Annotated in this window: 22 protein-coding genes; 10 read left to right on the plus strand and 12 right to left on the minus strand. The window is 71.5% G+C overall.

From position 1 onward, the window contains the following. Positions 1–60 precede the first annotated feature (60 nt). The 9 genes from JNB62_RS11010 to JNB62_RS11050 all read left to right on the plus strand — a co-directional run bounded on the left by JNB62_RS11010 (position 61) and on the right by JNB62_RS11050 (position 9,350). A complete protein-coding gene (locus tag JNB62_RS11010; RefSeq protein ID WP_220300924.1) occupies positions 61–345 on the plus strand; it encodes a DUF2277 domain-containing protein in 285 nt (94 codons plus the stop codon). A 130-nt stretch (positions 346–475) separates the two neighbouring features. After that, positions 476–2,164, plus strand: a complete 1,689-nt coding sequence (locus JNB62_RS11015) for an ABC-F family ATP-binding cassette domain-containing protein (RefSeq protein WP_220300925.1) — start codon at positions 476–478, stop codon at positions 2,162–2,164. Between the two features lie 127 nt (positions 2,165–2,291). After that, positions 2,292–3,410, plus strand: coding sequence for a GuaB3 family IMP dehydrogenase-related protein (locus tag JNB62_RS11020; RefSeq protein WP_220301024.1), 1,119 nt, complete (start codon positions 2,292–2,294; stop codon positions 3,408–3,410). Between the two features lie 182 nt (positions 3,411–3,592). Next, on the plus strand, positions 3,593–4,405 hold the full coding sequence (locus JNB62_RS11025) for an SURF1 family protein (protein ID WP_220301025.1): 813 nt from the start codon (positions 3,593–3,595) through the stop codon (positions 4,403–4,405). Positions 4,406–4,414: 9 nt separating this feature from the next. Further along, positions 4,415–4,915: a DUF3817 domain-containing protein gene (locus JNB62_RS11030; RefSeq protein WP_220300926.1), complete on the plus strand. Its 501-nt coding sequence runs from the start codon at positions 4,415–4,417 to the stop codon at positions 4,913–4,915. Next, positions 4,912–6,495: a glutamine-hydrolyzing GMP synthase gene (gene guaA / locus JNB62_RS11035; RefSeq protein ID WP_220300927.1), complete on the plus strand. Its 1,584-nt coding sequence runs from the start codon at positions 4,912–4,914 to the stop codon at positions 6,493–6,495. The genes JNB62_RS11030 and guaA overlap by 4 nt, the downstream gene beginning before the upstream one ends. A gap of 73 nt (positions 6,496–6,568) precedes the next feature. Continuing rightward, positions 6,569–7,957: a glycosyltransferase gene (locus tag JNB62_RS11040; protein ID WP_220300928.1), complete on the plus strand. Its 1,389-nt coding sequence runs from the start codon at positions 6,569–6,571 to the stop codon at positions 7,955–7,957. A 170-nt stretch (positions 7,958–8,127) separates the two neighbouring features. Further along, entirely contained in the window at positions 8,128–8,754 is a 627-nt protein-coding gene (locus tag JNB62_RS11045) for a ClpP family protease (protein ID WP_220300929.1), read from the plus strand. After that, complete coding sequence (locus JNB62_RS11050; protein ID WP_220300930.1) at positions 8,751–9,350, plus strand: ClpP family protease; 600 nt, start codon at positions 8,751–8,753, stop codon at positions 9,348–9,350. Before JNB62_RS11045 ends, JNB62_RS11050 begins: the two co-directional genes overlap by 4 nt. A gap of 262 nt (positions 9,351–9,612) precedes the next feature. Here the strand turns inward: JNB62_RS11050 and ligD are convergent, their stop codons facing one another. The 8 genes from ligD to JNB62_RS11090 all read right to left on the minus strand — a co-directional run bounded on the left by ligD (position 9,613) and on the right by JNB62_RS11090 (position 20,141). After that, the gene (gene ligD / locus JNB62_RS11055; protein ID WP_220300931.1) at positions 9,613–10,857 is read right to left on the minus strand and encodes a non-homologous end-joining DNA ligase; all 1,245 of its coding nucleotides are present in this window, start codon (positions 10,855–10,857) and stop codon (positions 9,613–9,615) included. A gap of 100 nt (positions 10,858–10,957) precedes the next feature. After that, positions 10,958–11,296 carry a helix-turn-helix domain-containing protein gene (locus tag JNB62_RS11060; protein ID WP_220300932.1) on the minus strand — a complete coding sequence of 113 codons (339 nt, stop codon included), beginning with the start codon at positions 11,294–11,296 and terminating at the stop codon, positions 10,958–10,960. A 233-nt stretch (positions 11,297–11,529) separates the two neighbouring features. Then, positions 11,530–14,559: an alpha-mannosidase gene (locus JNB62_RS11065; RefSeq protein ID WP_220300933.1), complete on the minus strand. Its 3,030-nt coding sequence runs from the start codon at positions 14,557–14,559 to the stop codon at positions 11,530–11,532. Positions 14,560–14,584: 25 nt separating this feature from the next. Beyond that, positions 14,585–15,475 (minus strand): carbohydrate ABC transporter permease, encoded by an 891-nt coding sequence (locus JNB62_RS11070; RefSeq protein WP_220300934.1) that lies wholly within the window; start codon positions 15,473–15,475, stop codon positions 14,585–14,587. A 1-nt stretch (position 15,476) separates the two neighbouring features. After that, positions 15,477–16,412: a carbohydrate ABC transporter permease gene (locus JNB62_RS11075; RefSeq protein WP_220300935.1), complete on the minus strand. Its 936-nt coding sequence runs from the start codon at positions 16,410–16,412 to the stop codon at positions 15,477–15,479. Between the two features lie 7 nt (positions 16,413–16,419). After that, positions 16,420–17,775 carry an extracellular solute-binding protein gene (locus tag JNB62_RS11080; RefSeq protein WP_220300936.1) on the minus strand — a complete coding sequence of 452 codons (1,356 nt, stop codon included), beginning with the start codon at positions 17,773–17,775 and terminating at the stop codon, positions 16,420–16,422. Between the two features lie 107 nt (positions 17,776–17,882). Then, positions 17,883–19,100, minus strand: a complete 1,218-nt coding sequence (locus JNB62_RS11085; protein ID WP_374450801.1) for an ROK family transcriptional regulator — start codon at positions 19,098–19,100, stop codon at positions 17,883–17,885. A 120-nt stretch (positions 19,101–19,220) separates the two neighbouring features. After that, complete coding sequence (locus JNB62_RS11090) at positions 19,221–20,141, minus strand: Bax inhibitor-1/YccA family protein (protein WP_220301026.1); 921 nt, start codon at positions 20,139–20,141, stop codon at positions 19,221–19,223. 256 nt (positions 20,142–20,397) lie between these two features. Here JNB62_RS11090 and JNB62_RS11095 point away from each other — a divergent pair, with 256 nt between their 5' ends. After that, entirely contained in the window at positions 20,398–21,408 is a 1,011-nt protein-coding gene (locus tag JNB62_RS11095; protein WP_220300938.1) for a glycerophosphodiester phosphodiesterase family protein, read from the plus strand. Between the two features lie 7 nt (positions 21,409–21,415). Here JNB62_RS11095 and JNB62_RS11100 read toward each other — a convergent pair whose 3' ends face one another. The 4 genes from JNB62_RS11100 to JNB62_RS11115 are packed head-to-tail and all read right to left on the minus strand — an operon-like array spanning position 21,416 to position 25,264. Further along, positions 21,416–22,885 carry a sodium/solute symporter gene (locus JNB62_RS11100; RefSeq protein ID WP_220300939.1) on the minus strand — a complete coding sequence of 490 codons (1,470 nt, stop codon included), beginning with the start codon at positions 22,883–22,885 and terminating at the stop codon, positions 21,416–21,418. After that, positions 22,882–23,286, minus strand: a complete 405-nt coding sequence (locus tag JNB62_RS11105; RefSeq protein WP_220300940.1) for a DUF485 domain-containing protein — start codon at positions 23,284–23,286, stop codon at positions 22,882–22,884. The genes JNB62_RS11100 and JNB62_RS11105 overlap by 4 nt, the downstream gene beginning before the upstream one ends. After that, a complete protein-coding gene (locus tag JNB62_RS11110) occupies positions 23,283–24,020 on the minus strand; it encodes a LytR/AlgR family response regulator transcription factor (protein ID WP_220300941.1) in 738 nt (245 codons plus the stop codon). Before JNB62_RS11110 ends, JNB62_RS11105 begins: the two co-directional genes overlap by 4 nt. Then, positions 24,017–25,264 (minus strand): sensor histidine kinase, encoded by a 1,248-nt coding sequence (locus tag JNB62_RS11115; RefSeq protein ID WP_220300942.1) that lies wholly within the window; start codon positions 25,262–25,264, stop codon positions 24,017–24,019. Before JNB62_RS11115 ends, JNB62_RS11110 begins: the two co-directional genes overlap by 4 nt. Between the last annotated feature and the right edge of the window lie 133 nt (positions 25,265–25,397).

The raw sequence follows: 25,397 nt of genomic DNA on the forward strand, positions 1-25,397 counted from the left end.
CGTTCTCGACGGGATGCCGCGCCCTGGCCTGCGTCGGCGGCCCGGCGTATCGTCGGGCACATGTGCCGGAACATCCACACGCTCCACAACTTCGAGCCCGCCGCGACCTCAGAAGAGGTCCACGCCGCCGCGCTCCAGTACGTGCGCAAGATCGCGGGCACCACGAAGCCCTCGAAGGCGAACCAGGAGGCGTTCGACCACGCCGTCCACGAGATCGCGCACATCACGCAGCATCTGCTCGACGACCTCGTCGCGGTCGCGCCGCCCAAGAACCGCGAGGTCGAGGCGGCGAAGGCACGCGAGCGGGCCATCAAGTCCGGCCGCTACGCCGCCCCCGCCGCCTGACGGGTCCGCCGCGCTTCGTCTGGCCGGCCCTCGCTCAGCGACCGCGCGGTTGCGGGCGTCAGACGCGGCTGAGTAGTCTGGTCGGCTCCCCTTCGGCGACAGGTGCCGCACCGGAGCAGAGGGGAACCCCGTGGGTCACATCGACATCGCCGCCGTCTCGTACGCGCTGCCGGACGGCCGGCCGCTGCTCGACGAGGTCTCGTTCCGCGTGGGCGAAGGGTCGACGACAGCGCTCATCGGCCAGAACGGCGCGGGCAAGACGACGCTGCTGAAGATCATCCGCGACGAGACGCCCGCGCTCTCGGGCGTCGTCACGATCGACGGCGGTCTCGGCGTCATGGACCAGTTCGTCGGCCACGGCGCGGCGGGCCAGACGGTGCACGACCTGCTCATCTCGGTCGCGCCCGATCGGGTGCGCCGTGCCGCGCGGGAGCTCGAGGACTCCGAGGCCGCGATCATCGAGCGCGACGACCTCGACACACAGATGCGCTACGCCGGCGCGCTCGCCGACTACGCCGAGGCCGGCGGCTACGAGTACGAGACCGTGTGGGACACCTGCACGACAGCGGCCCTCGGCATCCCGTTCTCTCGCGCGCGGTACCGCGAACTCACGACGCTGTCGGGCGGCGAGCAGAAGAGGCTCGCACTGGAGGCGCTGCTTCGCGGCCCCGATCAGGTGCTGCTGCTGGACGAGCCCGACAACTATCTCGACGTGCCCGGCAAGCGCTGGCTCGAAGAGCGCCTGCGTGAGACGCCGAAGACGGTGCTGCTGGTGTCGCACGACCGCGAGCTGCTGGCGCGCGCTGCCGACCGCATCGTGACGCTCGAAGCGGGCGGTGCGGGGAGCACCGCGTGGGTCCACGGCGGAGGGTTCGCCACGTACCATCAGGCACGCGAGGACCGCATGGCGCGGCTCGACGAGCTGCGGCGGCGCTGGGACGAGCAGCACGTCAAACTCAAGGAGCTGGTGGCGACGCTCAAGGTGAAGGCCACGGCGAACGACACGTTCACCTCCCGGTACCGCGCCGCGCAGACCCGGCTCCGCAAGTTCGAGGAGGCGGGACCCCCGCAGGAGCGTCCCAGGGAGCAGGACCTCGAGGTGCGCCTGCGCGGTGCGCGCACCGGCCGCCGCGCGGTCGTCGCCGAGCAGCTGGAGCTCACCGGGCTCATGAAGCCGTTCGACCTCGAGGTGTGGTTCGGCGACCGGGTCGCGGTGCTGGGGTCGAACGGATCGGGCAAGTCGCACTTCCTGCGACTCCTCGCCCGCGGCGGAACCGACCCCGACGGACGGCTCGGCCACGTGACGACCACGGGCTCGGCACTCGAGCCCGTCGCGCACGACGGCCGCGCCATCCTCGGTGCGCGCGTGGTGCCCGGCTGGTTCGCGCAGACCCACCGGCACCCCGAGTTCGACGGGCGCACGCTGCTGGACATCCTGCATCGCGGCGAGGACGCCCGCGCCGGCCTTCCTCGCGATGCCGCGTCGAGCGCACTGGACCGCTACGGCCTCGTCGCGCAGGCCGAGCAGACGTTCGACAGCCTGTCGGGCGGGCAGCAGGCGCGGTTCCAGATCCTGCTGCTGGAGCTGTCGGGCGCGACCCTGCTGCTGCTCGACGAGCCCACAGACAACCTCGATCTCGTCTCGGCCGAGGCGCTGCAGGACGCGCTCGCGAGGTTCGAGGGCACGGTCCTCGCGGTCACGCACGACCGGTGGCTCGCGAAGTCGTTCGACCGGTTCCTCGTCTTCGGCTCCGACGGGCGCGTCTTCGAGTCCGACGCTCCGGTGTGGGACGAGACCCGCGTGGTGCGCGCCCGCTGATGGGATGGGTGGATGCCGGCGGCCGGGGCCGCCGGCATCCCCGACTCTCCGTTCCAGGCGCCCCAAACCCGCAAGACGCCCCGAATCGGGCGGCGCGGAGGGGGGCGGGTAGGCTGGACGGGTGAGCATGGACATCGAACTCGGCCGGGCCAAGCGGGCGCGACGCGCCTACACGTTCGACGACATCGCGGTGGTGCCGTCGCGGCGCACGCGCAACCCCGAGGACGTCTCGACGGCCTGGACGATCGACGCGTTCAGTTTCGACATCCCGGTGCTGGGTGCCCCGATGGACTCTGTGGTCAGCCCGCGCACGGCCATCATGCTCGGTCAGCTCGGCGGCCTCGGCGTGCTCGACCTCGAGGGGCTGTGGACGCGCTACGACGACCCCGAGCCGCTGCTCGCCGAGATCGCCGGCCTCGACAAGGGCGCCGCCACCCGCCGCATGCAGGAGCTCTACTCAGAGCCGATCAAGCCCGAGCTCGTGCGCGAGCGGCTCGCCGAGATCCGTGCGGCCGGCGTCACCGTCGCCGGTTCGCTGACGCCGCAGCGTACGCAGGAGCTGTACGAGACCGTCGTCGCCGCCGGCGTCGACCTGTTCGTGATCCGCGGCACCACGGTGTCGGCCGAGCACGTGTCGAGCGTCGACCAGCCGCTCAACCTCAAGAAGTTCATCTACGACCTCGACGTCCCGGTGATCGTCGGCGGCGCCTCGACCTACACCGCCGCCCTGCACCTCATGCGGACCGGAGCGGCCGGCGTGCTCGTCGGCTTCGGCGGAGGAGCGGCGTCCACGACACGCGCCACGCTGGGCCTGCACGCGCCGATGGCCACCGCCGTCGCCGATGTCGCCGGCGCGCGCCGTGACTACCTCGACGAGTCGGGCGGACGCTACGTGCACGTCATCGCCGACGGCGGTGTGGGCACCTCCGGCGACATCGTCAAGGCGATCGCGATGGGGGCGGATGCCGTCATGCTGGGCGTCGCGCTGGCCCGCGCCACGGATGCCCCGGGGCGCGGCTTCCACTGGGGTCCCGAGGCGCACCACGCCAAGCTGCCGCGCGGCCGGCGCGTGAAGGTCGACCAGGTCGCGTCGCTCGAAGAGGTCCTCTACGGCCCCGCGCCGGTCGCCGACGGCACCGCGAACCTCATCGGGGCGCTGCGCAAGTCGATGGCCACGACCGGGTACTCCGACCTCAAGGAGTTCCAGCGCGTCGAGGTCGTCGTCGCTCCCTACGCCGAGAGATGAGCGATCCCGACGCCGACCCCCGGTCGTTGAGCGATCCCGACGCCGACCCCCGGTCGTTGAGCGATCCCGACGCCGACCCCCGGTCGTTGAGCGAGCGAGGAACGAGCGAGACGAAACGCCCCGACCCCGCGGACGACCTTGCCGGCCCGCCGGAGGTGTTTCCGCCGACCCTGCGCGAGGTCATGCTGCGGCCGCGCTGGATCGGCATGCTGCTGCTGTGCCTCGTCGTCGCCGGCGTGTTCGCGTGGCTCGGGCAGTGGCAGCTCGCACGCGCGGTGCAGGTGAATCCCACCGCTCCCGGTGCGACTGAGCAGGTGCGTCCGATCGGCGATGTCGTGCAGCCCGGCGAGTACCTCAACGACCCGCTCGTCGGCCAGCGCGTCGAGGCGAGCGGCACGTTCGTCCCGGGCGACTTCCTGATCGTCGAGTCGCGCTACAACGACGGCGTCAAGGGCTACTGGGTGACCGGGCAGCTGCGCCTCGACGAGGGCGAGACCGAGGTCGCGGGCCCCGTGTCGGTCGCGGTGGCCGTCGGCTGGGCGCCGTCGATGGATGCCGCACGCGCGGCCGTCGAGAAGCTCGAGGCCGAGGCATCCGATCATGATCCGGTCGAGGTGACGGGACGCCTGATCGCGGACGAGGGCCCGGTGCCGCCGCCGCACGGCGCGGATCCTCAGACCATGACGCGTATGTCGCCCGCGGCGCTGCTGGGCCGCTGGCACGACGTCGACGAGCTCAGCGTGTTCCGGCCGTACCTCGCGTCCGGTGAGCCGTTCGGCGGGCTGGAGGCGATCTCGTCTCCGGCGCCCGAAGAGGGCTCGACCGTCAACTGGCTCAACATCTTCTACGCGGTCGAGTGGGCGGTGTTCGCGGGCTTCGCGTTCTACCTCTGGTACCGCCTCGCGAAGGACGCGTGGGAGAAGGAGCTGGAGGACCTCACCGACGCCGAGGCCGACGGCGAAGGCCCCGACGGGGCGGCAGCGACACGCGGGTAGACTGGGTCCATGCCCCGCGCCCCGAAGCTCGCTTCCTTTCCGGCGATCCGCGGAGCCCTGAAGTTCTACCAGATCTGCTCGATCATCACGGGCACCATGCTGCTGCTGCTCGTGGCCGAGATGGTCGTCAAGTACGCCGTCGGCTACGAGCTGTTCCTCGGCGGATCGGGCGGCTTCCTGTGGTTCGCGCCCGTCGTCGAGACCGCGTCCGGCCTGGAGTCCACCGGCGACGGGTTCAACCTGTCGCTCGGCATCCTGGTCGCCCACGGCTGGTTCTATGTCGTGTACCTCATCTCGTGCTTCCGCGTGTGGAGCCTCATGCGCTGGAACCTCGGCCGCCTGGCGATGCTCGCTGCCGGCGGCATCGTGCCGCTGCTCTCGTTCTTCATGGAGGCCCGCGTCGCCCGCGACGTGAAGTCCTACCTCGCCCAGCGCGAGGCCGATGAACTGCACTCGCGCGCCGAGCACTCCTCCCTCACTCACGCGATCCCTACGGAGAACAAGCGTTGACCGAACAAAATGAGACCGACCAGCGTCCGGTACTCGTCGTCGACTTCGGCGCGCAGTACGCGCAGCTGATCGCCCGCCGCGTCCGCGAGGCCGGCGTGTACAGCGAGATCGTGCCGCACACCGCGACCGCCGCCGACATCGCGGCGAAGAACCCCGTGGGCATCATCCTGTCGGGCGGCCCGTCGTCGGTGTATGAGGAGGGCGCCCCTTCGCTCGACGCCGGCGTGTTCGACCTCGGCGTGCCGACGCTCGGCATCTGCTACGGCTTCCAGGTCATGGCGCAGACCCTCGGCGGCGAGGTCGCTCACACCGGCCTCCGTGAGTACGGTGCGACGGATGCCGCGGTCACGGGTGACGGCGGCGTTCTGCTCGGCGGCCAGCCCGTCGAGCAGAACGTGTGGATGAGCCACGGCGACCAGGTGTCGAAGGCGCCCGAGGGCTTCGAGGTGCTCGCGTCGACCGGCGCGACGCCCGTGGCCGCGTTCGGGAGCGACGAGCGCCGGTTGTACGGCGTGCAGTGGCATCCCGAGGTCAAGCACTCGGACTACGGCCAGAACGTCATCGAGAACTTCCTGCACAAGGCGGCGGGTCTGCCCGCCGACTGGAACAGCGGCAACGTCATCGCCGAGCAGGTCGAGAAGATCCGCGCCCAGGTGGGCACCGGCCACGTGCTGTCGGCCCTCTCGGGCGGCGTCGACTCCGCCGTCTCGACCGCACTCGTGCACAAGGCCGTCGGCGACCAGCTCGTCGCGGTGTTCGTGGACCACGGCCTGCTGCGCAAGGGCGAGCGCGAGCAGGTCGAGCAGGACTACGTCGCCTCGACGGGCGTGCGCCTGGTGACCGTCGACGCGCGCGAGCAGTTCCTGAACGCCCTCGCCGGCGTCAGCGACCCCGAGCAGAAGCGCAAGATCATCGGCCGCGAGTTCATCCGCGCGTTCGAGAAGGTGCAGGCCGACCTGGTCGCCGAGGCGGCGGCCGAGGGCGAGCCGATCCGCTTCCTCGTGCAGGGCACGCTGTATCCCGACGTCGTCGAGTCCGGCGGCGGCACCGGCACCGCGAACATCAAGTCGCACCACAACGTCGGGGGCCTTCCCGAAGACCTGCAGTTCGAGCTCGTCGAGCCGCTGCGCACCCTGTTCAAGGACGAGGTGCGCGCGATCGGCCGCGAGCTCGGTCTTCCCGAGGTCATCGTCTCGCGCCAGCCCTTTCCGGGCCCCGGCCTCGGCATCCGCATCGTGGGTGAGGTCACCGCTGACCGCCTCGAGATTCTGCGTGAGGCCGACGCCATCGCCCGCGAAGAGCTGACGAAGGCGGGCCTCGACAACGAGATCTGGCAGTGCCCCGTCGTGCTGCTGGCCGACGTGCGCTCGGTCGGTGTGCAGGGCGACGGCCGCACGTACGGCCACCCCATCGTGCTGCGTCCCGTCTCGTCCGAGGACGCGATGACCGCCGACTGGACGCGCCTGCCCTACGACGTGCTGTCGCGCATCTCGAACCGCATCACCAACGAGGTGCGCGAGATCAACCGCGTCGTCCTCGACGTGACCTCGAAGCCCCCGGGGACCATCGAGTGGGAGTGATTCCGGTGGATGCCGCAAGCCCTGGCTTGCGGCATCCACTCGTCTGCGCCCGTGTGCAGGAGAGGATGGACGGGTGAGCTCTGACACGCGCCTGCCCGATGCCGACTACGTGGTGCTGGGCAGTCGCATCGCCCTCGGCCTCGACGGCGGCTTCGCGGTGGCGGTGCCGGCACGGCTGCGGCTGCTCGAGGCGGCCGGCGCGCGGGAGCCGCTCATGCTGAGCGTCGACGGGCAGCCGCCCGAGGTGCACGCCGCGCAGCGGCAGGCGTTCGTGGACGGCGGGCACGTTCCCGAGGCGTCGCGCGTGCGCAACCTGGTCGACGAGCTGCTCGCCGGCGGCGACTGGCTGTCGCGCGTGGGCACGCCCGGCGGTCCGACGCCCGGCGTCGCCTACCGGACGGTTCGGGATGCCGCCGACCGGCCTGTCGTGTCGCTCCCGGTGTTCGAGAACGACCCGGAGTGGCACCTGCGCGATGCGAACGTCATCGTGCACACCCCGGACGGAGATCGCGTGCTGCGCGGGTTCCGCGGGCTGTACATCGCGTGGCTGGAGGCCATCGCGGACTCCCGGCGGCTCGCGGCCGGCGACCCCGACCGCCTCTTCGTCGTGGTGTGCGAGTCGCGGCAGATCGGCGAGGCACTGGTCGACTGGGACGACCCGCGCGTGCGGCTCGTGCACACCGTCCACAACTCGCACCTTCCGGCGCCGCACGACGACCCCGAGGCCCCGGTGACCGGGCTGTGGGAGCGCTGGCTGCGCACCCTCGACGCGTACGACGCGGTGGTGTGGCCCACCGCGGCGCAGCGCGACGACGTCGCGCAGCGGTTCGGCGACCCGGGCACGTTCCACGCCGTGCCCAACACCATCGAGCTCGGCGACGAGCCTGCGCCGACGGCATCCCGAGATCCGCACCGCGTCGTCATGCTCAACCGCCTCGCGCCGCAGAAGCGCGTGGACCTCGCCGTGCAGGCGTGGCCCGCCGTCGTTGCGGCGGTCCCGGACGCGCACCTCGACGTGTACGGCGACGGCCCACTGCGCGACGAGCTGCAGGCGCTCATCGACCGGCTCGGCGTCGGGGGTTCGGTGACGCTGCACGGTGCCACCGCCGAGCGCGACGTCGTGTTCGACCGCTCGTCGGTGTTCCTGACGTCGACGGCGTTCGAGGGGCAGGGGCTGTCGATCGCCGAGGCGCTCGCGCGCGGGCTGCCGGTCGTGTCGACCGACGCCCGCTACGGACCCCGTGAGGCCGTCGGCGACGCGGGGCTGCTCGTGCCGCCGGGCGACGTCGAGGCGCTCTCGGGCGCGCTGATCGGCCTGCTGCAGGACGACGCCCGCCGCGCCGCGCTGGCCGGCCACGCCCGCGAGGCCGCCGAGGCCTTCACGCCCGATGCGGTGCGCCCGGCGCTCGTCGCGGCGCTGCGCGCGGCGGTCGAGCATCCGTCGCGCCGCGCGCGCTCGTGACGTCGATCTCGGCGAGTCGCCTCGAACGGTGAGGGACCCTGGCGGTTCTTGGCGAATCGCCAAGAACGTGGGGCAGCCCGGGCCGGGGGTGCTGAGGCGATCCGCCGTCGGCAGAGCCGCCGGGAGCGGAATGGGATGCCGCCACCCGGCCGCGCGCGCAGGCTGGGGTCATGGCAGAAGAAGGCAAGATCCCCCAGTTCGGGGCCGAGGCCCGGCGCGAGCTGTTCCAGCAGCGCGTGCTCGTGCTCGACGGTCCGCTCGACGACGACAACGGCACGCTGCTCGCGACGCAGCTGCTCGCCCTGGCGGCTCAGGACGAGACCGCCGATATCGCGCTGTGGATCCACTCGCCCGGCGGCTCGGTGCCGTCGATGCTCGCGATCCGCGACATCATGCGGCTCATCCCCAACGACGTGTCCACCCTCGCCCTCGGCCTCGCGTGCAGCGCGGGGCAGTTCCTGCTGTCGGCGGGAACACCGGGCAAGCGGCGCGCGCTGCCGCACGCGCGCATCCTCATGCACCAGGGCTCGTCGGGCATCGGCGGCTCGGCCGTCGACGTCGAGGTGCAGGCCGACGACCTGCGATACACGCGCGACACGGTGCTGGGCATCGTGTCGGCCGACACCGGACAGCCGATCGACCGCATCTTCGAGGACTCGCTGCACGACCGCTGGTACACCGCCGAGCAGGCCCGCGAGTACGGGTTCATCGACGCGATCGTCGACGACTTCGCGCAGGTCGTCCCGCGGCGGCGGCGACCGGCGGGGCTCGGCGTCGGAGCGGAGGTCGCGGCGTGAGCGGCTACACGATCCCCAACGTCGTGGCGCAGCATCCGCGCGGCGACCGCATCATGGACGTCTACTCCCACCTGCTGGCCGAACGCGTCGTGTACCTCGGCACCGGCATCGACGCGGGCGTCGCCAACGCGCTCATCGCGCAGCTGCTGCACCTCGACGCCGACAGCCCCGAGCGCGACATCCAGCTCTACATCAACTGCGAGGGCGGCGACCCGTCGGCCATGCTCGCCGTGTACGACACCATGCAGCACGTGCGGCCCGATGTCGCGACGACGGTCGTGGGGCAGGCCATCGGCGTCGGCGCCATCATGCTCGCCGCCGGTGCAGCCGGCAAGCGCTCGGTGCTTCCCCACGCACGCGTGGTGCTTCATCAGCCTGCCGGGCAGGGGCGGGGCGCGATCCCCGACCTCATCCTGCAGGCCGACGAGCTCGTGCGGGTACGGGGCGAGGTCGAAGAGATCCTCGCGCACCACACGGGAAAGGATGCCGCCCAGCTGCGTGCCGACACCGACCGTGACCGCGTCTTCACCGCCGCCGACGCCGTCGCCTACGGCCTCGCCGACCACGTCCTGGAGCGGGTGCCGAGCCACGCCTGACCCCGGTCGTTGAGCGAGCGACGAAGGAGCGAGACGAAACGCCCCGAGCACACGAACGACCTCGTGCCGGACCCCGGCCGTTGAGCGGAGCGAGGAACGAGCGAAGACGAAACGCCCCGCGCGCACGAACGACCTCGTGGCGGACCCCGTTTCGTCTGCGCGCGCCAGAGCGCGCTCCGCTCAACGACCGGGGGCCGGGGGCGTGCGCCGGAGCGCTCCGCTCAACGACCCGGGACCGGGGCGTGCGCCGGAGCGCGCTCGCTCAGCGACCGGGGGCTCCGGGCCAGACCTTGCCCTCCCAGGGGTCGTAGTCGGCGATGAGGGGCTCCTGCGGCGGGCGGTCGGCCTCGGCCACGTGCTGCAGGTTGACGCGCACGCGGTACCACAGCGAGCTCGAGCCGCGCATGCCGTCGATGAGCACATCGGCGGGGTGCAGCTGGGCGTTCGCGTCGGGGTGGCGCCGGATCCACTCCTGCAGGGCGTCCAGCGATTCGGACTTGGTCTTGGTGCGGGCGATCTCGATGAGCGGCATTGTGGACTGGCGCCGTCCGTCGGCGCTGCCGCCGCGCGGCGGCTTCTCGGCCGGTCCGAGCTCCTCGGCCAGGCGCAGCAGCCCGTCGAGCGTGCCGACGGCGTCGTCGATGCCGGCGTGCGGATCGCCGAGGTCGGCATACCGCTCGGGCACCGTCAGCACCGTGAACTCCTCGGGGCGCCGCGCGCGCACCTCGTCCCAGGCGAGCGGCGTCGACACGCGGGCGTCGGGCAGCGGACGGATGGAGTACGCGGATGCCACGGTCCGGTCCTTCGCGTTCTGGTTGAAGTCGACGAAGACACTCTCGCCGCGCTCCTCCTTCCACCACTGCGCGGTGGCGAGCCCCGGTGCGCGGTTCGCGACCTCGCGCGCGAGCGTCTCGGCGGCGAGCCGCACCTGCTTGTAGTCCCAGTGCGGCGCGATGCGGACGAGGATGTGGATGCCGCGAGACCCGCTGGTCTTCGGCCAGCCGACGAGCCCCACGTCGTCGAGCACATCGCGGGCGACGAAGGCGACATCGACGATCTGCGACCAGTCCACGCCGGGCATGGGATCGAGGTCGATGCGCAGCTCGTCGGGGTGGTCGAGATCCTCGGCGCGCACGGGATGCGGGTTGAGGTCGAGGCAGCCGAGGTTGACGATCCAGGCGAGGCCGGCGGCATCCCGGATCACGGCCTCTTCGGCGGACGTGCCGCGGGCGTAGTGCAGGGTCGCGGTGTCGATGAACTCGGGGTGGTTCTCGGGCACGCGCTTCTGGAAGAAGGGCTCGGCGTCGATGCCCTTCGGAAAGCGCTTGAGCACCATGGGCCGGCCGCCCGCGCCGCGCAGCGCGCCGTCGGCGACCGACAGGTAGTACCGCACGATGTCGAGCTTGGTGACACCGGGTTCGGGGAACACGATCTTCGTGGGGCTCGAGATGCGCACCTCGTGCCCGCCGATGTCGAGGATCTCTGCCTCAGCCTTTGCGGGTGTCACCCGGCCCACGCTAGCCGTGACGTCCGGCGCGGACCAGTACCTCCTGCCGCGCGCCACAGCCTCGGGGAAGTGGATGCCGGCGGCCCCGGCCGAGGGAGGGTCAGGCGGCGAGGGCGAAGTCGGCGCGGCAGCCCACCGCCGCCCGCTCGCTCGCCTGCGCGCGCAGGTCGTCGACCACCGCGGCGGTGAGCTCGATGAGCGTCACGTCCAGCGCGCCGGCCACGGCCGCGATCATCTCGCTCGAGGGCTCCTTGAGTCCGCGCTCGATCTCGGACAGGTACTGGGGCGACACCCCGGCGCGTTCGGCGGTGTCGGCGAGGCGCTCGCCGCGCTCGTGCCGCAGGCGTCGCAGGCGGTCGCCGAGCGCGTCGCGCCACAGCGGCTCCACATCGCGCGGGGTGGGGCGGGGCGAGCGCTGCAGCGGGATGATCTCGGCCATGGCGTCACGATAGAACGGGATGCCGCGACCCGGCGACCCGTTCCGCCCACAGCAGAACGGCCCGACATGCCCGGCCGCCGGCATCCATCCCGTTCACAGCCGGCGCGGCGCGACATGCGCAGAATCGGATCCGCGCGAGCGGAGCCCGGGGCCGACACGCCGGGGGAGCGGCGCTCGTCCCGGCGTGTCGCCTGTTCCGTCCGCGCGAGCGGATCCGATTCTGCGCACCCGCCTCACCCGCGGGCGAACCTCAGCGTCACGATCTGGAACGGGCGCAGGTCGAGGTGCACGAAGCCGTCCCCGGCGGTCACGCCGTCGGGATCGACGTCGCGCTCCAGCAGGTCCACCTGCCGCACGCCCGCAGCGTCGAACCCGGCGGTGACGACGGCGCGGGCGTGCACGCCGAGCGCCTCGTACAGACGGACGACGACGTCGCCGCTGCCGTCCTCGGCGAGCTTGACCGCCTCGACCACCACACCCGGGCGGTCGACGGCCACCAGCGGCTCGATCGCCTCGGCGGCGGCATCCACGATCCGACGCCGCGGGAGGTTGAAGCGGTAGCCCTCGGCGACCGCCCCGGCCACGTCGGCGCCGATGACGAGGCCGACGCGCAGCTCGTGGCGGCCCTGGTCCTGTGTCGGATCGGGGAACAGCGCGGCTCGGACGAGCGACAGGCGCGCGATGGTGATGGTGCCCCCGCGCTCGTCGCGCTGCTCGCGCGTGATGTCGTGACCGTACGTGGAGTCGTTGACCACGGCGACGCCGAAGTCCGGCTCGGCGACGCGGATCCAGCGGTGTGCGACCGTCTCGAAGCGCGCGGCATCCCACGACGTGTTCGTGTGGGTCGCGCGCTCGATGTGGCCGAACTGGATCTCGGACGCAGCGCGGTCGGCGTGCAGGTCGAGGGGGAAAGCGAGCTTCAGCAGCTTCTGCTTCTCGTGCCAGTCGAGCTCGAACGCGAACGTCACGACGCGCGAGCCCTCGGCCAGGCTGATGCGCTCGACGACCGTCGACGCGCTGAACCGGCGCTCGACGACGACCGCGGATCCCTCGACCCGGATGGCCTCGACCGCGGTGAGGTCGCGCACGGTGTTGCGGTAGTGCACGTCGACGTCCCATGCGTCCCACTGCGACGGGGTGTCGCGGTGCAGCTGCAGCAGGCCCGCGGGCCGGCCGGGCGGCACGACCTCTCGGCCCGACGCGAGGTCGACGGCCGAGACGACGAGCCCTCGCTCGTCGATCGTGGCGCGCACGATCCCGTTGTCGAGCACCCACCCGGTGCCCTCCGCGACCGGAACGACGTCAGCGGCGTCGGAGGCGGGACCCGCGCCCAGCGCCGCCACGCCGGCGCGCTCGTGCGGTGCAGCATTGGCCTCCAGCGTGCGCTCGCCCGACCCCGCGAGCGCTCGCAGGCTGTCGGCGATGATTTCTTCGAGCTCGCGCGCGACCCACGCGTAGTTGCGCTCGGCGTCGTGGTACACCCACGCGATCGACGAACCGGGCAGGATGTCGTGGAACTGCTGCAGCAGCACCGTCTCCCACACCTTCTGCAGCCGCTCGGCCGGATACGGGATGCCGCACCGCACGCTCGCGGTCGCCGCCCACAGCTCGGCCTCACGCAGCAGGTGCTCGCTGCGGCGGTTGCCCTGCTTGGTGCGCAGCTGGCTCGTGTACGTGCCGCGGTGGAACTCGAGGTACAGCTCGCCCGACCACACCTCGGGATGCGGGTACTCGGCCTCGGCGGTCTCGAAGAACCGGCGCGGAGTGCTGTGCACGACCCGCGGAGACCCCTCCAGCGATCCCGTGCGGGTGATGGCGGCGGTCATCTCGCGGGTCGGGCCGCCGCCGCCGTCGCCATAGCCGTAGGGGAGCAGCGACACCGTGCTGCGGCCCTTGTCGGCGAAGTTGCGCTCGGCGTGGGCGAGCTCGGCCGCCGTGACGCGCGAGTTGTACGTGTCGACGGGCGGGAAGTGCGTGAACAGCCGTGTGCCGTCGATGCCCTCCCACAGGAACGTGTGGTGCGGCATCCGGTTCGTCTCGTTCCACGAGGTCTTCTGCGTCAGGAACCATCGCGCCCCGGCCGCCCGCGCGATCTGCGGCAGCGCGCCCGAGTACCCGAACGAGTCGGGCAGCCAGACCTCGGGGGTGTCCAGCCCGAACTCGCGCAGGAAGAACGACTTGCCCGCGACGAACTGCCGCGCCATCGCCTCGGAGCCCGGCATGTTGGTGTCGGACTCGACCCACATGCTGCCGACCGGGATGAACCGGCCCTCCTGCACGCGGGCGCGGATGCGCTCGAACAGGTCGGGATAGACCTCCTTGATCCACGCGTACTGCTGGGCGCTGGAGGCGGCGAACACGAATTCGGGGTCTTCGTCCATGAGCGACAGCACGTTCGAGAACGTGCGCGACACCTTGCGCACGGTCTCGCGCACCGGCCACAGCCATGCCGAGTCGATGTGCGCGTGGCCCACCGCGTGCAGCGTGTGCGCCGAGGTGGACGCGGGCCGGGCGAGCACCGGCGCGAGCACGGCACGACCGTCGGCGGCGGTGCCGGCGACGTCGTCGGGGTCGACGGCGTCGATCATCCGCTCCAGGGCGACGAGGATGTCTGCGCGCCGCGACGACCCTTCGTCGAGCTCGTCGACGAGTCCGCGCAGTGCCAGCGTGTCGGCGAGCAGGTCGGCGACCTCCAGGTCGCGCAGCCGCACATCGAGGTGCCGCAGCGTGTAGATCGGGTCGTCGCCGGCTGTCGCGGGATCGCCCACGGGTGTCGGGGCGAAGACGAAGAGGCTGCCGACGTCGGGGTTCGACGCGGCCTCGATGTAGACGTCGACCTCGCCTGCGGCATCCACGGCCTCGACGACGGCGTTGTTGAGCGGTGCGATGCCGCGCACGGGGCGGCCGTCGGTGCTCCACACCATGGCCTCGCACTGGAAGCCGGGCTGGCCGGCCGTGAACCCGAGGTCGACGACCACCTCGGGCCGCGTCCGCGCCGGGAGGGCCCCGTCCGCGTCGCGCCACTCCGCCGGCACCGCGCCCCGCACGCGGAACCAGGTCGTGCCCCACGGCCGGCCCCACGCATCACCCGGCTCGATGGGCGAGTACGAGCCCGCCGCGGCGGTGTCGAACGGGACGGGCTCGTCGGCGGCATCCCATCGGGTCGCCTGCAGGGGAGCCGACGCCCGGTAGACATGCGGCACGAGCCGCTCGAGGACGAAGCGGTCGACGCGAAGTCGGGCGAGGGAGGAACGGTCGTGCATGCCTGTGCTTTCAGGTGAGGGGGCGTCAGCCCTTGACGGAACCGGCGAGCGCGAACGACGCGCCGGAGAGCTTCTGGACGATGACGTACAGCACCACCATGGGCGCCGCGTAGAGCACCGAGTACGCGGCGAGCTGCCCGTACGCGATGGTGCCGTACTGTCCGAAGAAGTTGAAGATCGAGACGGCGGCGGGGAACTTGCTCGACGTGAACAGCAGTACGAACGGCACGAAGAAGTTGCCCCACGCCCCCGTGAACACGAAGATGAACACCACGCCGATGCCCGGCCGCATGAGCGGCACCACGATGCGGGCGAGCGCCTGCATGGAGTTGGCGCCGTCGACCCACGCCGCCTCTTCGAGCGAGATGGGCACGGAGTCCATGAAGTTCTTGAGCATCCAGATCGCCATGGGCAGCGACGTCGCCGCCATGAAGAGGATGACGCCCCACGTCGAGTCGAGCAGCCCGAACGACACGAACAACGCGTAGACCGGCACCATCATCGCGGTCAGCGGCAGGCCGGTGCCGAACAGGATGCCGTACATGAACGGCTTCTGGTAGCGGGCGGTGTAGCGCGAGAGCGGATAGGCCGCCAGCAGCGCCACCACGACGGTGATGAGCGCCGTGCCGAGCGAGATGACGATGGAGTTCAGCAGCGGCTGCCACGCGAGCTCCCACGTCATGACGTCGGTGTAGTTGGTGAGCGTCCACGTCTCGGGCAGCCGCATCGACACCGTCGCGTCGCCGTCGAACGACGCGAACACGACCCACAGCAGCGGCACCAGGAACAGGAGCCCGATCAGGCCGAGAAGAAGGGATGCCGTCAGCGTGTGCGTCCGCTTGCGCGGGGCCGAGACGCTCAGGGAGCGTCGCCCGGTGACGATCGTGCGGGTCTCGGTCGCGGTCTGGGTGGCCATGTCAGTCGACCTCCGGCTTGAGGGCGCGGATGTAGATGATGGAGAACACCGCGCCGATCAGCAGCGTCACGGTCGCGATCGCGGTGCCGTAGCCGACCTGCGCGAACTTGAACGCCTCCTGGTAGGCGAGCACCGGCAGCGTCGCCGAGGAGGAGCCGGGACCGCCGCCGGTCATCACCCAGATGAGCGTGAACACGCCGAGCGTCTGCAGCGTGGTCAGCAGCAGGTTGGTCGAGATCGAGCGGCGGATCACCGGCAGGGTCACGCGCGTGAAGCGCTGCCACGCGGTCGCGCCGTCGATCGTGGCGGCCTCCATGAGGTCGGGCGGCACCTCCGACAGCGCGGCGTTGTAGACCATCATCGAGAAGGCGGTGCCGCGCCAGATGTTGGCGAGGATCACCGACAGCATCGGGAAGGTGAAGAGCCACGTCGTGTGCTCCAGCCCGAACCAGCCGAGGAACGCGTTGAGCGTGCCGTCCTTGGCGAAGAACGCGTACATCGCGAAGGCGGCCACGATCTCGGGCAGCACCCACGCCAGCACCACGACGCCGCTGACCAGCGACTTGAGCGGCTTGACCGAGCTGCGCACGAGCACGGCGAGCAGCATCCCGAGCACGTTCTGGCCGATGACGGCCGAGGCCAGCACGAAGACGACGGTCAGCACGAGCGAGTTCCAGAACTCGGCCGATCCGAACAGCTCCGCGTAGTTCTGCAGCCCGATGAACTGGGGGTTCGCCGCGCGCGGCCCCGTCAGGGCGCGGTCGGTGAGCGACCCGTACAGCGAGTACACGATCGGGCCGAGCATGAACGCGGCCAGCATGAGCACGGCCGGGACGAGCGGCAGGAGTCGTGAGAGCGAGCGGCCGGGGCGGCGCCGCGACCGGGGAGCTGTTCCCCGGTCGCGGCCCGCCAGGCCGTCGGCGGTGACGGCGGTCATGTGCGGATCAGCCGGCCTGCGTGTTCTCTTCGCCGACGATGCCGACGAGCGCTTCGTCGTACGCCTTCTGCGCCTCCTCCGGCGTCGCCTGACCCGTGATCACCGACTCGGTCGCAACGGGGATGTTGGACGAGATCTGCGAGTAGTCCGGCGTGGCCGGGCGGAAGTGGGTGTACTCCACCAGCGACGAGAAGAACTCGAACGACGGGTTGTAGTCGAGGTACTCCTGATTGGATGCCACATCCGACCGCACCGCGATCTGCCCGGCCTCCTCGTGGTAGGTGAGGGCGTTCTCGGGCGTCATCGCCTGTGCGATGAAGTCGAAGGCGGCCTGCGGGTCGGACGCGTGCGCGCCGACCGCGAGCGTCCAGCCGCCCGACATCGACGTGAAGCCGTCACCGCCGCCGTCCTGCGTGGGCATGGCGGCCAGGCCCAGGGTGTCGTTCCACCCCGGCCACTCGTTGTCGCCCGAGATCCAGCCGCTCGGCAGCCACGAGCCGTCGATCGCGATGGCGAGCTTGCCCTGGGGGAGCAGCTCGTTCTGCACCTTCGATCCCCAGGCCGCGTCGAGGGCGTCGGCCGGGTCCGGTCCGAGGCCCTCGTCGAAGGCCGTCTGGTAGAACGTCAGCGCGTCGAGGAAGCCCTGCGAGCCGGTGATCCACTTGTTCGAGTCGGTGTCCATCAGCTCGTCTTCGGTGCCGTACAGCAGCATCTCGAAGCCCTGCATCGACGTCGCCTCGCCGGCGGCCTTCGCCGCGTAGATGTTCAGCGGCGTGACGTCCGGGCTCGTCTCCTTGACGGCGCGCGCGGCGTCGAGGATGTCGTCCCACGACTCGGGCTGCCAGTCGGCGGGCAGGCCCGCCGCCTGCAGCAGCTCCTTGTTGAAGTAGATGCCGCGGGTGTCGGTGCCGAGTGAGACGCCGTACGTCTTGCCGTCGTCGCCGAGCCCCGCCTGCTTCGCACCGTCGTCGTACAGGCTCCAGTCGTCCCACTCGTCGAGGTACTCGTCGATGGGCTGCAGGTACCCGGCCGCGGCGTCGGAGCGGATCTGGAACGTGTCTTCGTAGATGACGTCCGGAGCGGTGTCGGCGGAGCCGTTCATGAGGGCGAGCTTGGTGAAGTACTGGTCCTGCTCGGCCTCGATCGGCACCAGCTCGACCTTGCGGTCGGGGTACTCCTTCTCGTACTCGCCCTTGACCTTCTTCATCAGGTCGTCCATCGCGGTGAACGACGCCGTCTTCTGATACGCGATGCGCAGGGTGCCGTCGTCTGCGCTCGAACCGCCGCCGCCCGCACAGCCGGTCAGCCCGATGGTCAGGCCGCCGACGGCGAGGACGCCGAGCCCGATGACCGATCTCTTCATGAAAGCTCCTTTGCTCACTCTTGGGGATGCGCAGACCTCGCGCACGGTTTATTCAAACATAGTGAGTAATTCTGTCAAGGGTCGGCATCGAAGCGAGGCATCCCTCCTCAGGAAAGCCCGATCATGAGATCCGAGGGCCGCGCCGTGAACGCCTCGTCCAGGACGAGGGATGCCGCACCCGCCGCGGCCAGGTCCGTTCCGAGTCGCGCCTCACGCAGCAGCAGGGGGCGCGTCGCGGTGCTCTGCCGCACGGTGGGGAGCGCGGCGTCCAGCGCCGGCTTGAGCGCGCGGCCGAGCCGGTTCCACACCGGACCGCCGATGACGAACGTGTCGGCATCCAGCAGGTTGTTCAGCAGCACGAGCGCGAGGGCGAACGTGCCGGCGGCGCGGTCGCGCACCTCGACGGCGCGAGGGTCGCCGGTGGAGATGCGCAGGTGCAGCTCGTCGATCGCGTCCCACACGGCCCCCGGCGCGATCATCGGCGAGGGTGTGACGCCGGCGTCGAACAGCAGGCGCTCGGGCGCGATCGAGACTCCGAGGCATCCGCGCGACCCGCACGAGCACTGCTGCCCGCCCGGGTCGACCATCAGGTGCCCGATGTCGCCGGCGTTGCCGGTGCGGCCGCGCACCGCCTCGCCGTCGACGGCCATGCCCAGCCCGACGCCGGCGCCGTAGTACACGAGCGCAGCGTCGTCGAGCGCGTGCTCGGCCTCGGCCCACAGCTCGCCGACCATGGCGGCGACGACATCCTTCTCGACGACGACCGGGTGTCCGGCAGCCTCCGCCAGCCGCTCTCGCAGACGCGTGTGGTGCCAGCTCGGCAGCAGAGGGGGAGTCAGCAGCGTGCCGGTGTCGTGGTCGATCGGCCCCGGCACGGCCACCCCGATCCCCAGCACCCGGTCCAGCGGCACGTCGGCCGACCGCAGCAGCGCGTGGGCGTCGCGGGCGAGCGCGGAGATGAGCTCGGGCGCGTCCGCGCCCTCGGCGGGCGGACGTTCCGCGTGCGCGATGACGCTGCCCGACAGATCGACGACGACGAACGTGTCGACGACGGGATCCAGATGGATGCCGACGGCGTACCGCGCGGTGCGGTTGAGCTGCAGCGGCGTGCGCGGCTTGCCGGGGCCCGCGACGACCCGGTCGCCCTCGACCACGAACCCTTCTGCGGCGAGGCGCCGGGCGACGTTGCCGAGCGTCTGCGCCGACAGGCCGGTGCGCTCCGCCAGCTCCGTGCGGCTGAGTCCCACCGGTGAGCGGCGGATCATGTCGAGCACCAGGGTCTGGTTGTACGTGCCGACCGCGGGCATGTTCGATCCGCGCTTCATGGTCCCCTCCATACAGCCGTCAGCCTGCGCAGCCGTCTCTCTGCGCAGGCTACCCGCAGTGCTGCCCGGAACGCGAAGAGGCCGCCCGGCGAACCGGGCGGCCTCTTCGTGACGACGGCGTCAGTTGTTGCCGCGTGCGATCGCGAGGATGCGCAGGATCTCGACGTACAGCCAGACGACCGTGACCATGAGGCCGAAGCCGGCGAGCCAGCCGAACTGGCGCGGGGCGCCGTTGCGCACGCCCTGCTGGATGTTGTCGAAGTCGAGCACCAGCGAGTACGCGGCCATGATCACCACGAGGACGCCGATGAGCACGCCCCATGGGATGCCGAGGGGGCCCTCCTGGCTCAGCATGCCGAAGGGGCCGCCGGCGATCGGCACGTTGAAGATCATGAGCCCGATGTTCACGAGCGAGAACAGCAGGTAGCCCAGCATCGCGATCAGGAAGACCTTGGTGGCGCGCTTGGACGCACGGATCTTGCCGCTGGCGAACAGGGCGAGGGTCACACCGACGACGGCGAGCGTCGCGAGCGTCGCCTGCACGACGATGCCCGGCCAGATGAACTCGAAGAACGCCGAGATGCCGCCGATGAAGAGGCCCTCGAGCGCGGCGTACGCGAAGATGAGCCCCGGACGGATCTTCTTGCGCGACGTGAAGATGACGACCATCGACAGGACGAAGGCGCCGAGCGCGCCGATCATCCACGGCAGGAGGTTCGGGTTGGGGTTGGCGGCGGTGACGCCGGCCATCGTCCAGATCCAGCCGGCGACGGCGCCGACCAGCAGGATCGCGAACAGGCCGACCGTCTTCCAGATGGTGTCTTCGTACGACATCCGGCCGGTCTCGACGGCGCCGGCGGCGGGAGCCGCGTACATGCCCTCGAGCTGAGCCTGCGCGGCGGCGTCGGTCGCCGTGTGCTGCGCGGTCGAGTACTGGGTCTGCGCACCCAGGTTCGCTGCCTGCGCACCCCCCGGATAGGTCTGAACGGCCTTCGGGTCCTGGAAGGCCGGGTTGTTGAACGCGGGGTTGTTGAGGGCCACTGCTCTCACACTCCAATGTCAAGGAATCCCAGCACGGTGCTGTTGATCCACACTAACCGAACGGCGGCTCGCGCGGTCGGGATCCGCCTGTGAGTGGACTATGAGCGGATGCCGGCGGCCGGGGCTTCTCGCGCGGTCGAGGCGTTTCGTCTCGCTCGTTCCTCGCTCGCTCAACGACCGGTACCGGGACCCCCGGTCGTCGAGCGAGCGGAGCGAGACGAAACGCGTGGACGACAGACCGGGCTAGCCTGGATCGATGCCGCGCCGGACTCCGCTCGTCATCGGTCATCGTGGAGCGCCCGGGTATCGACCCGAGCATTCCCGTTCGTCCTACGCCCTCGCGTTCGAGCTGGGGGTGGATGCCGTCGAGCCGGATGTCGTGGTCTCGCGCGACGGGGTGCTGGTCGTGCGGCACGAGAACGAGATCTCGGGCACCACGGACGTCGCAGAGCGCCCGGAGTTCGCGGACCGGCGCACGACCAAGACGGTCGACGGCAACGCGCTCACGGGGTGGTTCACCGAGGACTTCACGTGGGAGGAGCTCTCGACGCTGCACTGCCGCGAGCGCATCGCCGACGTGCGTCCGTCGAGCGCGACCTTCGACGGCGAGCAGACGGTGCTGCGGCTGCGCGACGTCCTCGACGCGGCGAGCACGGCGTCGCTGGAGCAGGGGCGCGAGATCGGCGTCGTGCTCGAGATCAAGCACGCCACGTACTTCGCCTCGCTCGGCTGGGACGTCGCGTCCCTCGTCGAGGCCGAGCTGCGCGAGGCCGGATGGGACGCGGGGCAGTGGCCGCTCACCGTCGAGTCGTTCGAGTCGACGGTGCTGCTGGCGCTCAAGGAACGAGGCATCCCGGCCGTCTACGTCTATCTGCTGGAGGCCGCGGGCCGCCCGTTCGACCTCGTGAGCGCGCACGGCAAGGCGGCGCCCACCTACGCGCACACCGCGTCGCCCGCCGGGCTCGACGCGCTGGTCGGTCAGGTCGACGGGATCAGCGTCGACAAGCGCATGATCCTCGCCCCCGATCGCCTCGGCCGCACGAGCGGGCCGTCGCCCATCGTGGCCGACGCGCACGAGCGCGGCCTGCGGGTGTTCACATGGACGTGCCGGCCCGAGAACCGCTTCTTGATCGGCCAGTTCCGCACGCGCGGGGGCCCGTCCGAGTTCGGCGACTGGGAGGGGGAGTGGTCGGTGATCCGGGATGCCGGCGTCGACGGCGTCTTCGTCGACCACCCCGACCTCGGGGTCGCGTTCTTCCGCCCCTGACCCTCGCTCATGCCTCGGGCGTGTGCAGCCGCGCGAGGAACGTGTCGGTGCCGCGCGGCACCCCACGCCGGTCGGTACGTGAGACCACGATCATCACCGCGATCGCGACGGGGACGGTCCAGGCCGCCGGCTGCTCGAGGAACGGGCGGATGCCGGGCGCCCAGGCCGCCAGCATCCCTCCGCCGAAGATCGCGAGCGCCGAGAGCGTGCCGCCCGCGAGCATGCCGGCGATCGCGCCGCGCGCGGTCAGGCCGCGCCACCAGATGCCGAGGATGAGCACCGGGCACAGCGTCGACGCGGTGAACGCGAAGACCAGGCCGACGCTGCCCGCGAGGCCCGACGACTCGGTGCCGAGCGCGACCACGAGCGGCACGATCGTGGCGAGGACGGCCGCGATGCGGAAGCCGCGCACGCTGCCGCCGAGCATGTCCTGGCTGATGACGCCCGCGAGCGACACGACGAGGCCCGACGTGGTCGACAGGAACGCCGCGAAGGCACCGGCGATCACGAGCGCGGTCAGCAGCACGCCCGCCGGCCCGGGGACCAGCCGGCCGGGCAGCATGAGCACGAGCGCGTCGGCCTGGCCGCTCGCGGCGAGATCGGGGGCGAACACGCGTCCGAGCAGGCCGATCACGGTCGGGAAGCAGTAGAACGCCGTCAAAAGCGCCAGCACGATCACCGTCGTCCGCCTGGCGGCGACGCCGTCGGGACTCGTGTAGAAGCGCACGAGGACGTGCGGCAGCCCGAGCGTGCCCAGCAGCAGGGCGACCATGAGCGACACCGTGCGGTAGACGTCGAGTCCGGCGGGTCCGGCGGCGGCCGGGAAGGGATCGAGGGATGCCGCGTGCGCGACGATCCCCGGCACGCCGCCCGCCACGACGATGAGGATCACGACCGCGGGGACCGCGAGAGCGGTGAGCTTGAGCCAGAACTGGAACGCCTGGACGAAGGTGATCGACCGCATGCCGCCCGCGACCACCACGGCGGCCACGATCACCGCGACGGCGAGCGAGCCCGCCCACGCCGGCATGCCCGTCGTGATGCGCACCGTGAGGGCTGCACCCTGCAGCTGCGGCACGATGTAGAACCAGCCGATCACGATGACCAGCACGCTCGTGACGCGGCGCACGCCCGTCGATTCCAGGCGGGCCTGGGTGAAGTCGGGGATCGTGTACGCGCCCGAGCGCCGCAGCGGCGCCGCGACGAACAGCAGCAGCATGAGGTAGCCGGCGGTGTACCCGATGGGGAACCACATGCCCTGCGATCCGGTGAGCAGCACGAGCCCCGCGACGCCGAGGAACGAGGCCGCCGACAGATACTCGCCGCCGATGGCGGAGGCGTTCCACCACGGCCGCACGGTGCGGCTCGCGACGTAGAAGTCGCCCGTGGTGCGCGACACGCGCAGCCCGTAGAACCCGATGAGCGTCGACGCCGCAGCCACCGCGGCGATGCTGGCGTATCCGACCCAGGGGTTCATTCGTCCACCGTGAGGGCCCTGTAGCGCGCCTCGTTGCGGGCCGCAGCACGCACGTACAGGACGGCGACGGTGATGGCGAGCGGATACAGCCCGAATCCCAGGAGGAGCCAGGATGCCGGCACGCCGAACACCACGGCGGCGCTGAGGTCGGGCACGAGGGCGAGGACGAGCACGAACGCCACGGTCGCGACGACGAATCCGGTCGCCGCGACGACGCCGAGCCGCAGCTGGGAGCGGATGAGGGAGCGCACGTACACGGCGGCGGGATCCGTGGTGCGCCCACCCGGCGCGGGCGCCCGCAGGTCGAACGCCGGACGCGCGGGGGCGCCGAGGCCGGCCGCCGTCACGCGCACGCGCTCGGGGCGTGCCGTCTCGGCACCCTCGGTGCGCTCGTCCGTCATGTGTCCGCCCGCACGGTCGACTGCGCGAGCCGGTCGCGCAGTCCCGGCAGCATCCGCCGGCTCACCGGCAGGGCGGCATCGCCGACGACGACGGTCGGGTGCTCGGAGCCGAGCCGGATCTGCGACACATGAGCGAGCGCGACGAGGTACGAGCGGTGCACGCGGACGAAGCCGGCGTCCGCCCACTGCCGCTCGAGGTCCGAGATCGGCACGCGCACGAGGAACCCGCCCTCGGCCGTGCACAGACGCGTGTAGTCGCCCTGGGCCTGCACGTACCGCACGTCGTCGCGGCGGATCATCCGCGTCGTCCCGCCGAGCGTCACCGCGATGAGTTCGGCGGCCGGCGGGGGAGCGACGACCTCCGGGGTCTGCCGGAGCGCATCGGCCACGCGGGCGAGCGAGCGCTCGAGCCTCGAGGCGCGGACGGGCTTGAGCAGGTAGTCGACCGCGGCGAGGTCGAAGGCCTCCAGCGCACCCTCTTCGTCGGCGGTGACGAAGACCAGGGCGGGCCGGTGCTCGAACCGCTGCAGCGCGCGGGCGAGGTCGAACCCCGACAGCCCCGGCATGTGGATGTCGAGGAAGACGGCGTCCACGCGTTCGCGGGTGAGGAGGCGGATGGCGTCGGCGCCGGTCGACACCTGGTGCACACGGCCGACGCGGGGGTCCTGGTCGAGCAGGTATGCGAGAGCGGCGAGGGCCGGCTCTTCGTCGTCGGCGATGAGGACATCGATCATGAGTCGGCGCTCGCGGGGATCGGACCGGTCGCGGACGCGGCCTTCGGAAGGGCTTTGGGCACGCGCATGCGCACGAGCGTGCCGGCCCCGATCTGGGTCTCGACCACGAGGCCGTGCTCTTCGCCGTACACCTGGCGCAGGCGGGCGTCGACGTTGCGCAGCCCGACGTTGTCGCGCGGCCGCGCCGCGCCGGCCGGCCCCGGCCCGGCGGCTGCTGTCACGAGGGGTGCGGTGAGCACCTCGCGGATCTGCTCGGGGTCGAACCCCACGCCGTCGTCCTCGACCGTGATCTCGGCGAATGCGCCGGAGTCGGAAGCCTCGATCGTGATGCGCCCGCCGCCCTCCTTGGCCTCGAGGCCGTGACGCACCGCGTTCTCGACGAGCGGCTGGATGGACAGGAACGGGATGACGGTGCTCAGCACCTCCGGCGCGATCTGCAGGGTCACCTGCAGGCGATCGCCGAAGCGCGCGCGCTCCAGGCGCAGGTAGCTGTCGATGGAGTGCAGCTCCTCGGCGATCGTGGTGAACTCGCCGTGGCGGCGGAACGAGTACCGGGTGAAGTCCGCGAACTCGAGCACGAGCTCGCGCGCACGCTGCGGGTCCGTGAGGATGAACGACGCGATGGCGTTCAGCGCGTTGTAGATGAAATGCGGGCTGATCTGGGCGCGGAGCGCCCGCACCTCGGCCTCGGCGAGTGCCGTGCGGGAGGCATCCAATTCGCCCAGCTCGATCTGCGACGCCATCCAGTCCGCGACCTCGGCGGTCGCGCGCACGAGGCCGGCGCGCACGGGGCTCGCGAACGCCACGATCGCCCCGGCCGGGCGCTTGCCGATGAGGATCGGCGCGGCCACCGCGTCGACGTCGGCGCCGTCCCCGACCCCGCGGCGCACCTGCGCTTTGCCGCCGTCCTGCACGGCGGCGGCGAGCTGCGCGGCGGCCGGGCCGAGCCGGTCATCGCCGTCGAGCGCGACGACGCCGTGCGGATCGACGATCGCGAAGGTGTCGCAGCCGAGCAGCGACTTGAGGTGCCGGCCGGCCTTCACCGCGTCCTGCTGGCTGACGCCGCCGCGCAGGTGCTTCGCGGCGCGCGCCGCGAGGTGCAGCGTCTGGTAGGTCGCCTGCTCGGCATCCGTGCCGAGCTCGCGCGATGACACCAGCACCCGGCGAAGAAGCACGACGAGACCCACGGCGGCAGCCCCGGCGACAGCGCCGGCGCCCGCGAACAGCAGCAGCGAGTCGGGCATCCTCAGGCCAGCGTAATCCGTCACCCGGCGCGGCCGGGGTCCGTTCGTCGCACGATCGACGCCGCTCGTCGACGACGAGCGGCGACGTCCGTCCACGCACGCGCGGGCGAGGCACGATCGTCACGCGCAGTAC

Source organism: Microbacterium jejuense (genome assembly GCF_019511665.1).
In the GTDB taxonomy this organism is placed as follows: domain Bacteria; phylum Actinomycetota; class Actinomycetes; order Actinomycetales; family Microbacteriaceae; genus Microbacterium; species Microbacterium jejuense_A.

What these genes read in the sequence shown, in the direction of transcription:
- JNB62_RS11010 (WP_220300924.1), top strand. Translation starts at nt 61, where the DNA reads ATGTGCCGGAACATCCACACGCTCCACAACTTCGAGCCCGCCGCGACC.
- JNB62_RS11020 (WP_220301024.1), top strand. Translation starts at nt 2,292, where the DNA reads ATGGACATCGAACTCGGCCGGGCCAAGCGGGCGCGACGCGCCTACACG.
- JNB62_RS11025 (WP_220301025.1), top strand. Translation starts at nt 3,593, where the DNA reads ATGCTGCGGCCGCGCTGGATCGGCATGCTGCTGCTGTGCCTCGTCGTC.
- JNB62_RS11030 (WP_220300926.1), top strand. Translation starts at nt 4,415, where the DNA reads ATGCCCCGCGCCCCGAAGCTCGCTTCCTTTCCGGCGATCCGCGGAGCC.
- JNB62_RS11045 (WP_220300929.1), top strand. Translation starts at nt 8,128, where the DNA reads ATGGCAGAAGAAGGCAAGATCCCCCAGTTCGGGGCCGAGGCCCGGCGC.
- JNB62_RS11060 (WP_220300932.1), bottom strand. Translation starts at nt 11,296, where the DNA reads ATGGCCGAGATCATCCCGCTGCAGCGCTCGCCCCGCCCCACCCCGCGC.
- JNB62_RS11065 (WP_220300933.1), bottom strand. Translation starts at nt 14,559, where the DNA reads ATGCACGACCGTTCCTCCCTCGCCCGACTTCGCGTCGACCGCTTCGTC.
- JNB62_RS11070 (WP_220300934.1), bottom strand. Translation starts at nt 15,475, where the DNA reads ATGGCCACCCAGACCGCGACCGAGACCCGCACGATCGTCACCGGGCGA.
- JNB62_RS11075 (WP_220300935.1), bottom strand. Translation starts at nt 16,412, where the DNA reads ATGACCGCCGTCACCGCCGACGGCCTGGCGGGCCGCGACCGGGGAACA.
- JNB62_RS11080 (WP_220300936.1), bottom strand. Translation starts at nt 17,775, where the DNA reads ATGAAGAGATCGGTCATCGGGCTCGGCGTCCTCGCCGTCGGCGGCCTG.
- JNB62_RS11085 (WP_374450801.1), bottom strand. Translation starts at nt 19,100, where the DNA reads ATGAAGCGCGGATCGAACATGCCCGCGGTCGGCACGTACAACCAGACC.
- JNB62_RS11095 (WP_220300938.1), top strand. Translation starts at nt 20,398, where the DNA reads ATGCCGCGCCGGACTCCGCTCGTCATCGGTCATCGTGGAGCGCCCGGG.
- JNB62_RS11100 (WP_220300939.1), bottom strand. Translation starts at nt 22,885, where the DNA reads ATGAACCCCTGGGTCGGATACGCCAGCATCGCCGCGGTGGCTGCGGCG.
- JNB62_RS11105 (WP_220300940.1), bottom strand. Translation starts at nt 23,286, where the DNA reads ATGACGGACGAGCGCACCGAGGGTGCCGAGACGGCACGCCCCGAGCGC.
- JNB62_RS11110 (WP_220300941.1), bottom strand. Translation starts at nt 24,020, where the DNA reads ATGATCGATGTCCTCATCGCCGACGACGAAGAGCCGGCCCTCGCCGCT.
- JNB62_RS11115 (WP_220300942.1), bottom strand. Translation starts at nt 25,264, where the DNA reads ATGCCCGACTCGCTGCTGCTGTTCGCGGGCGCCGGCGCTGTCGCCGGG.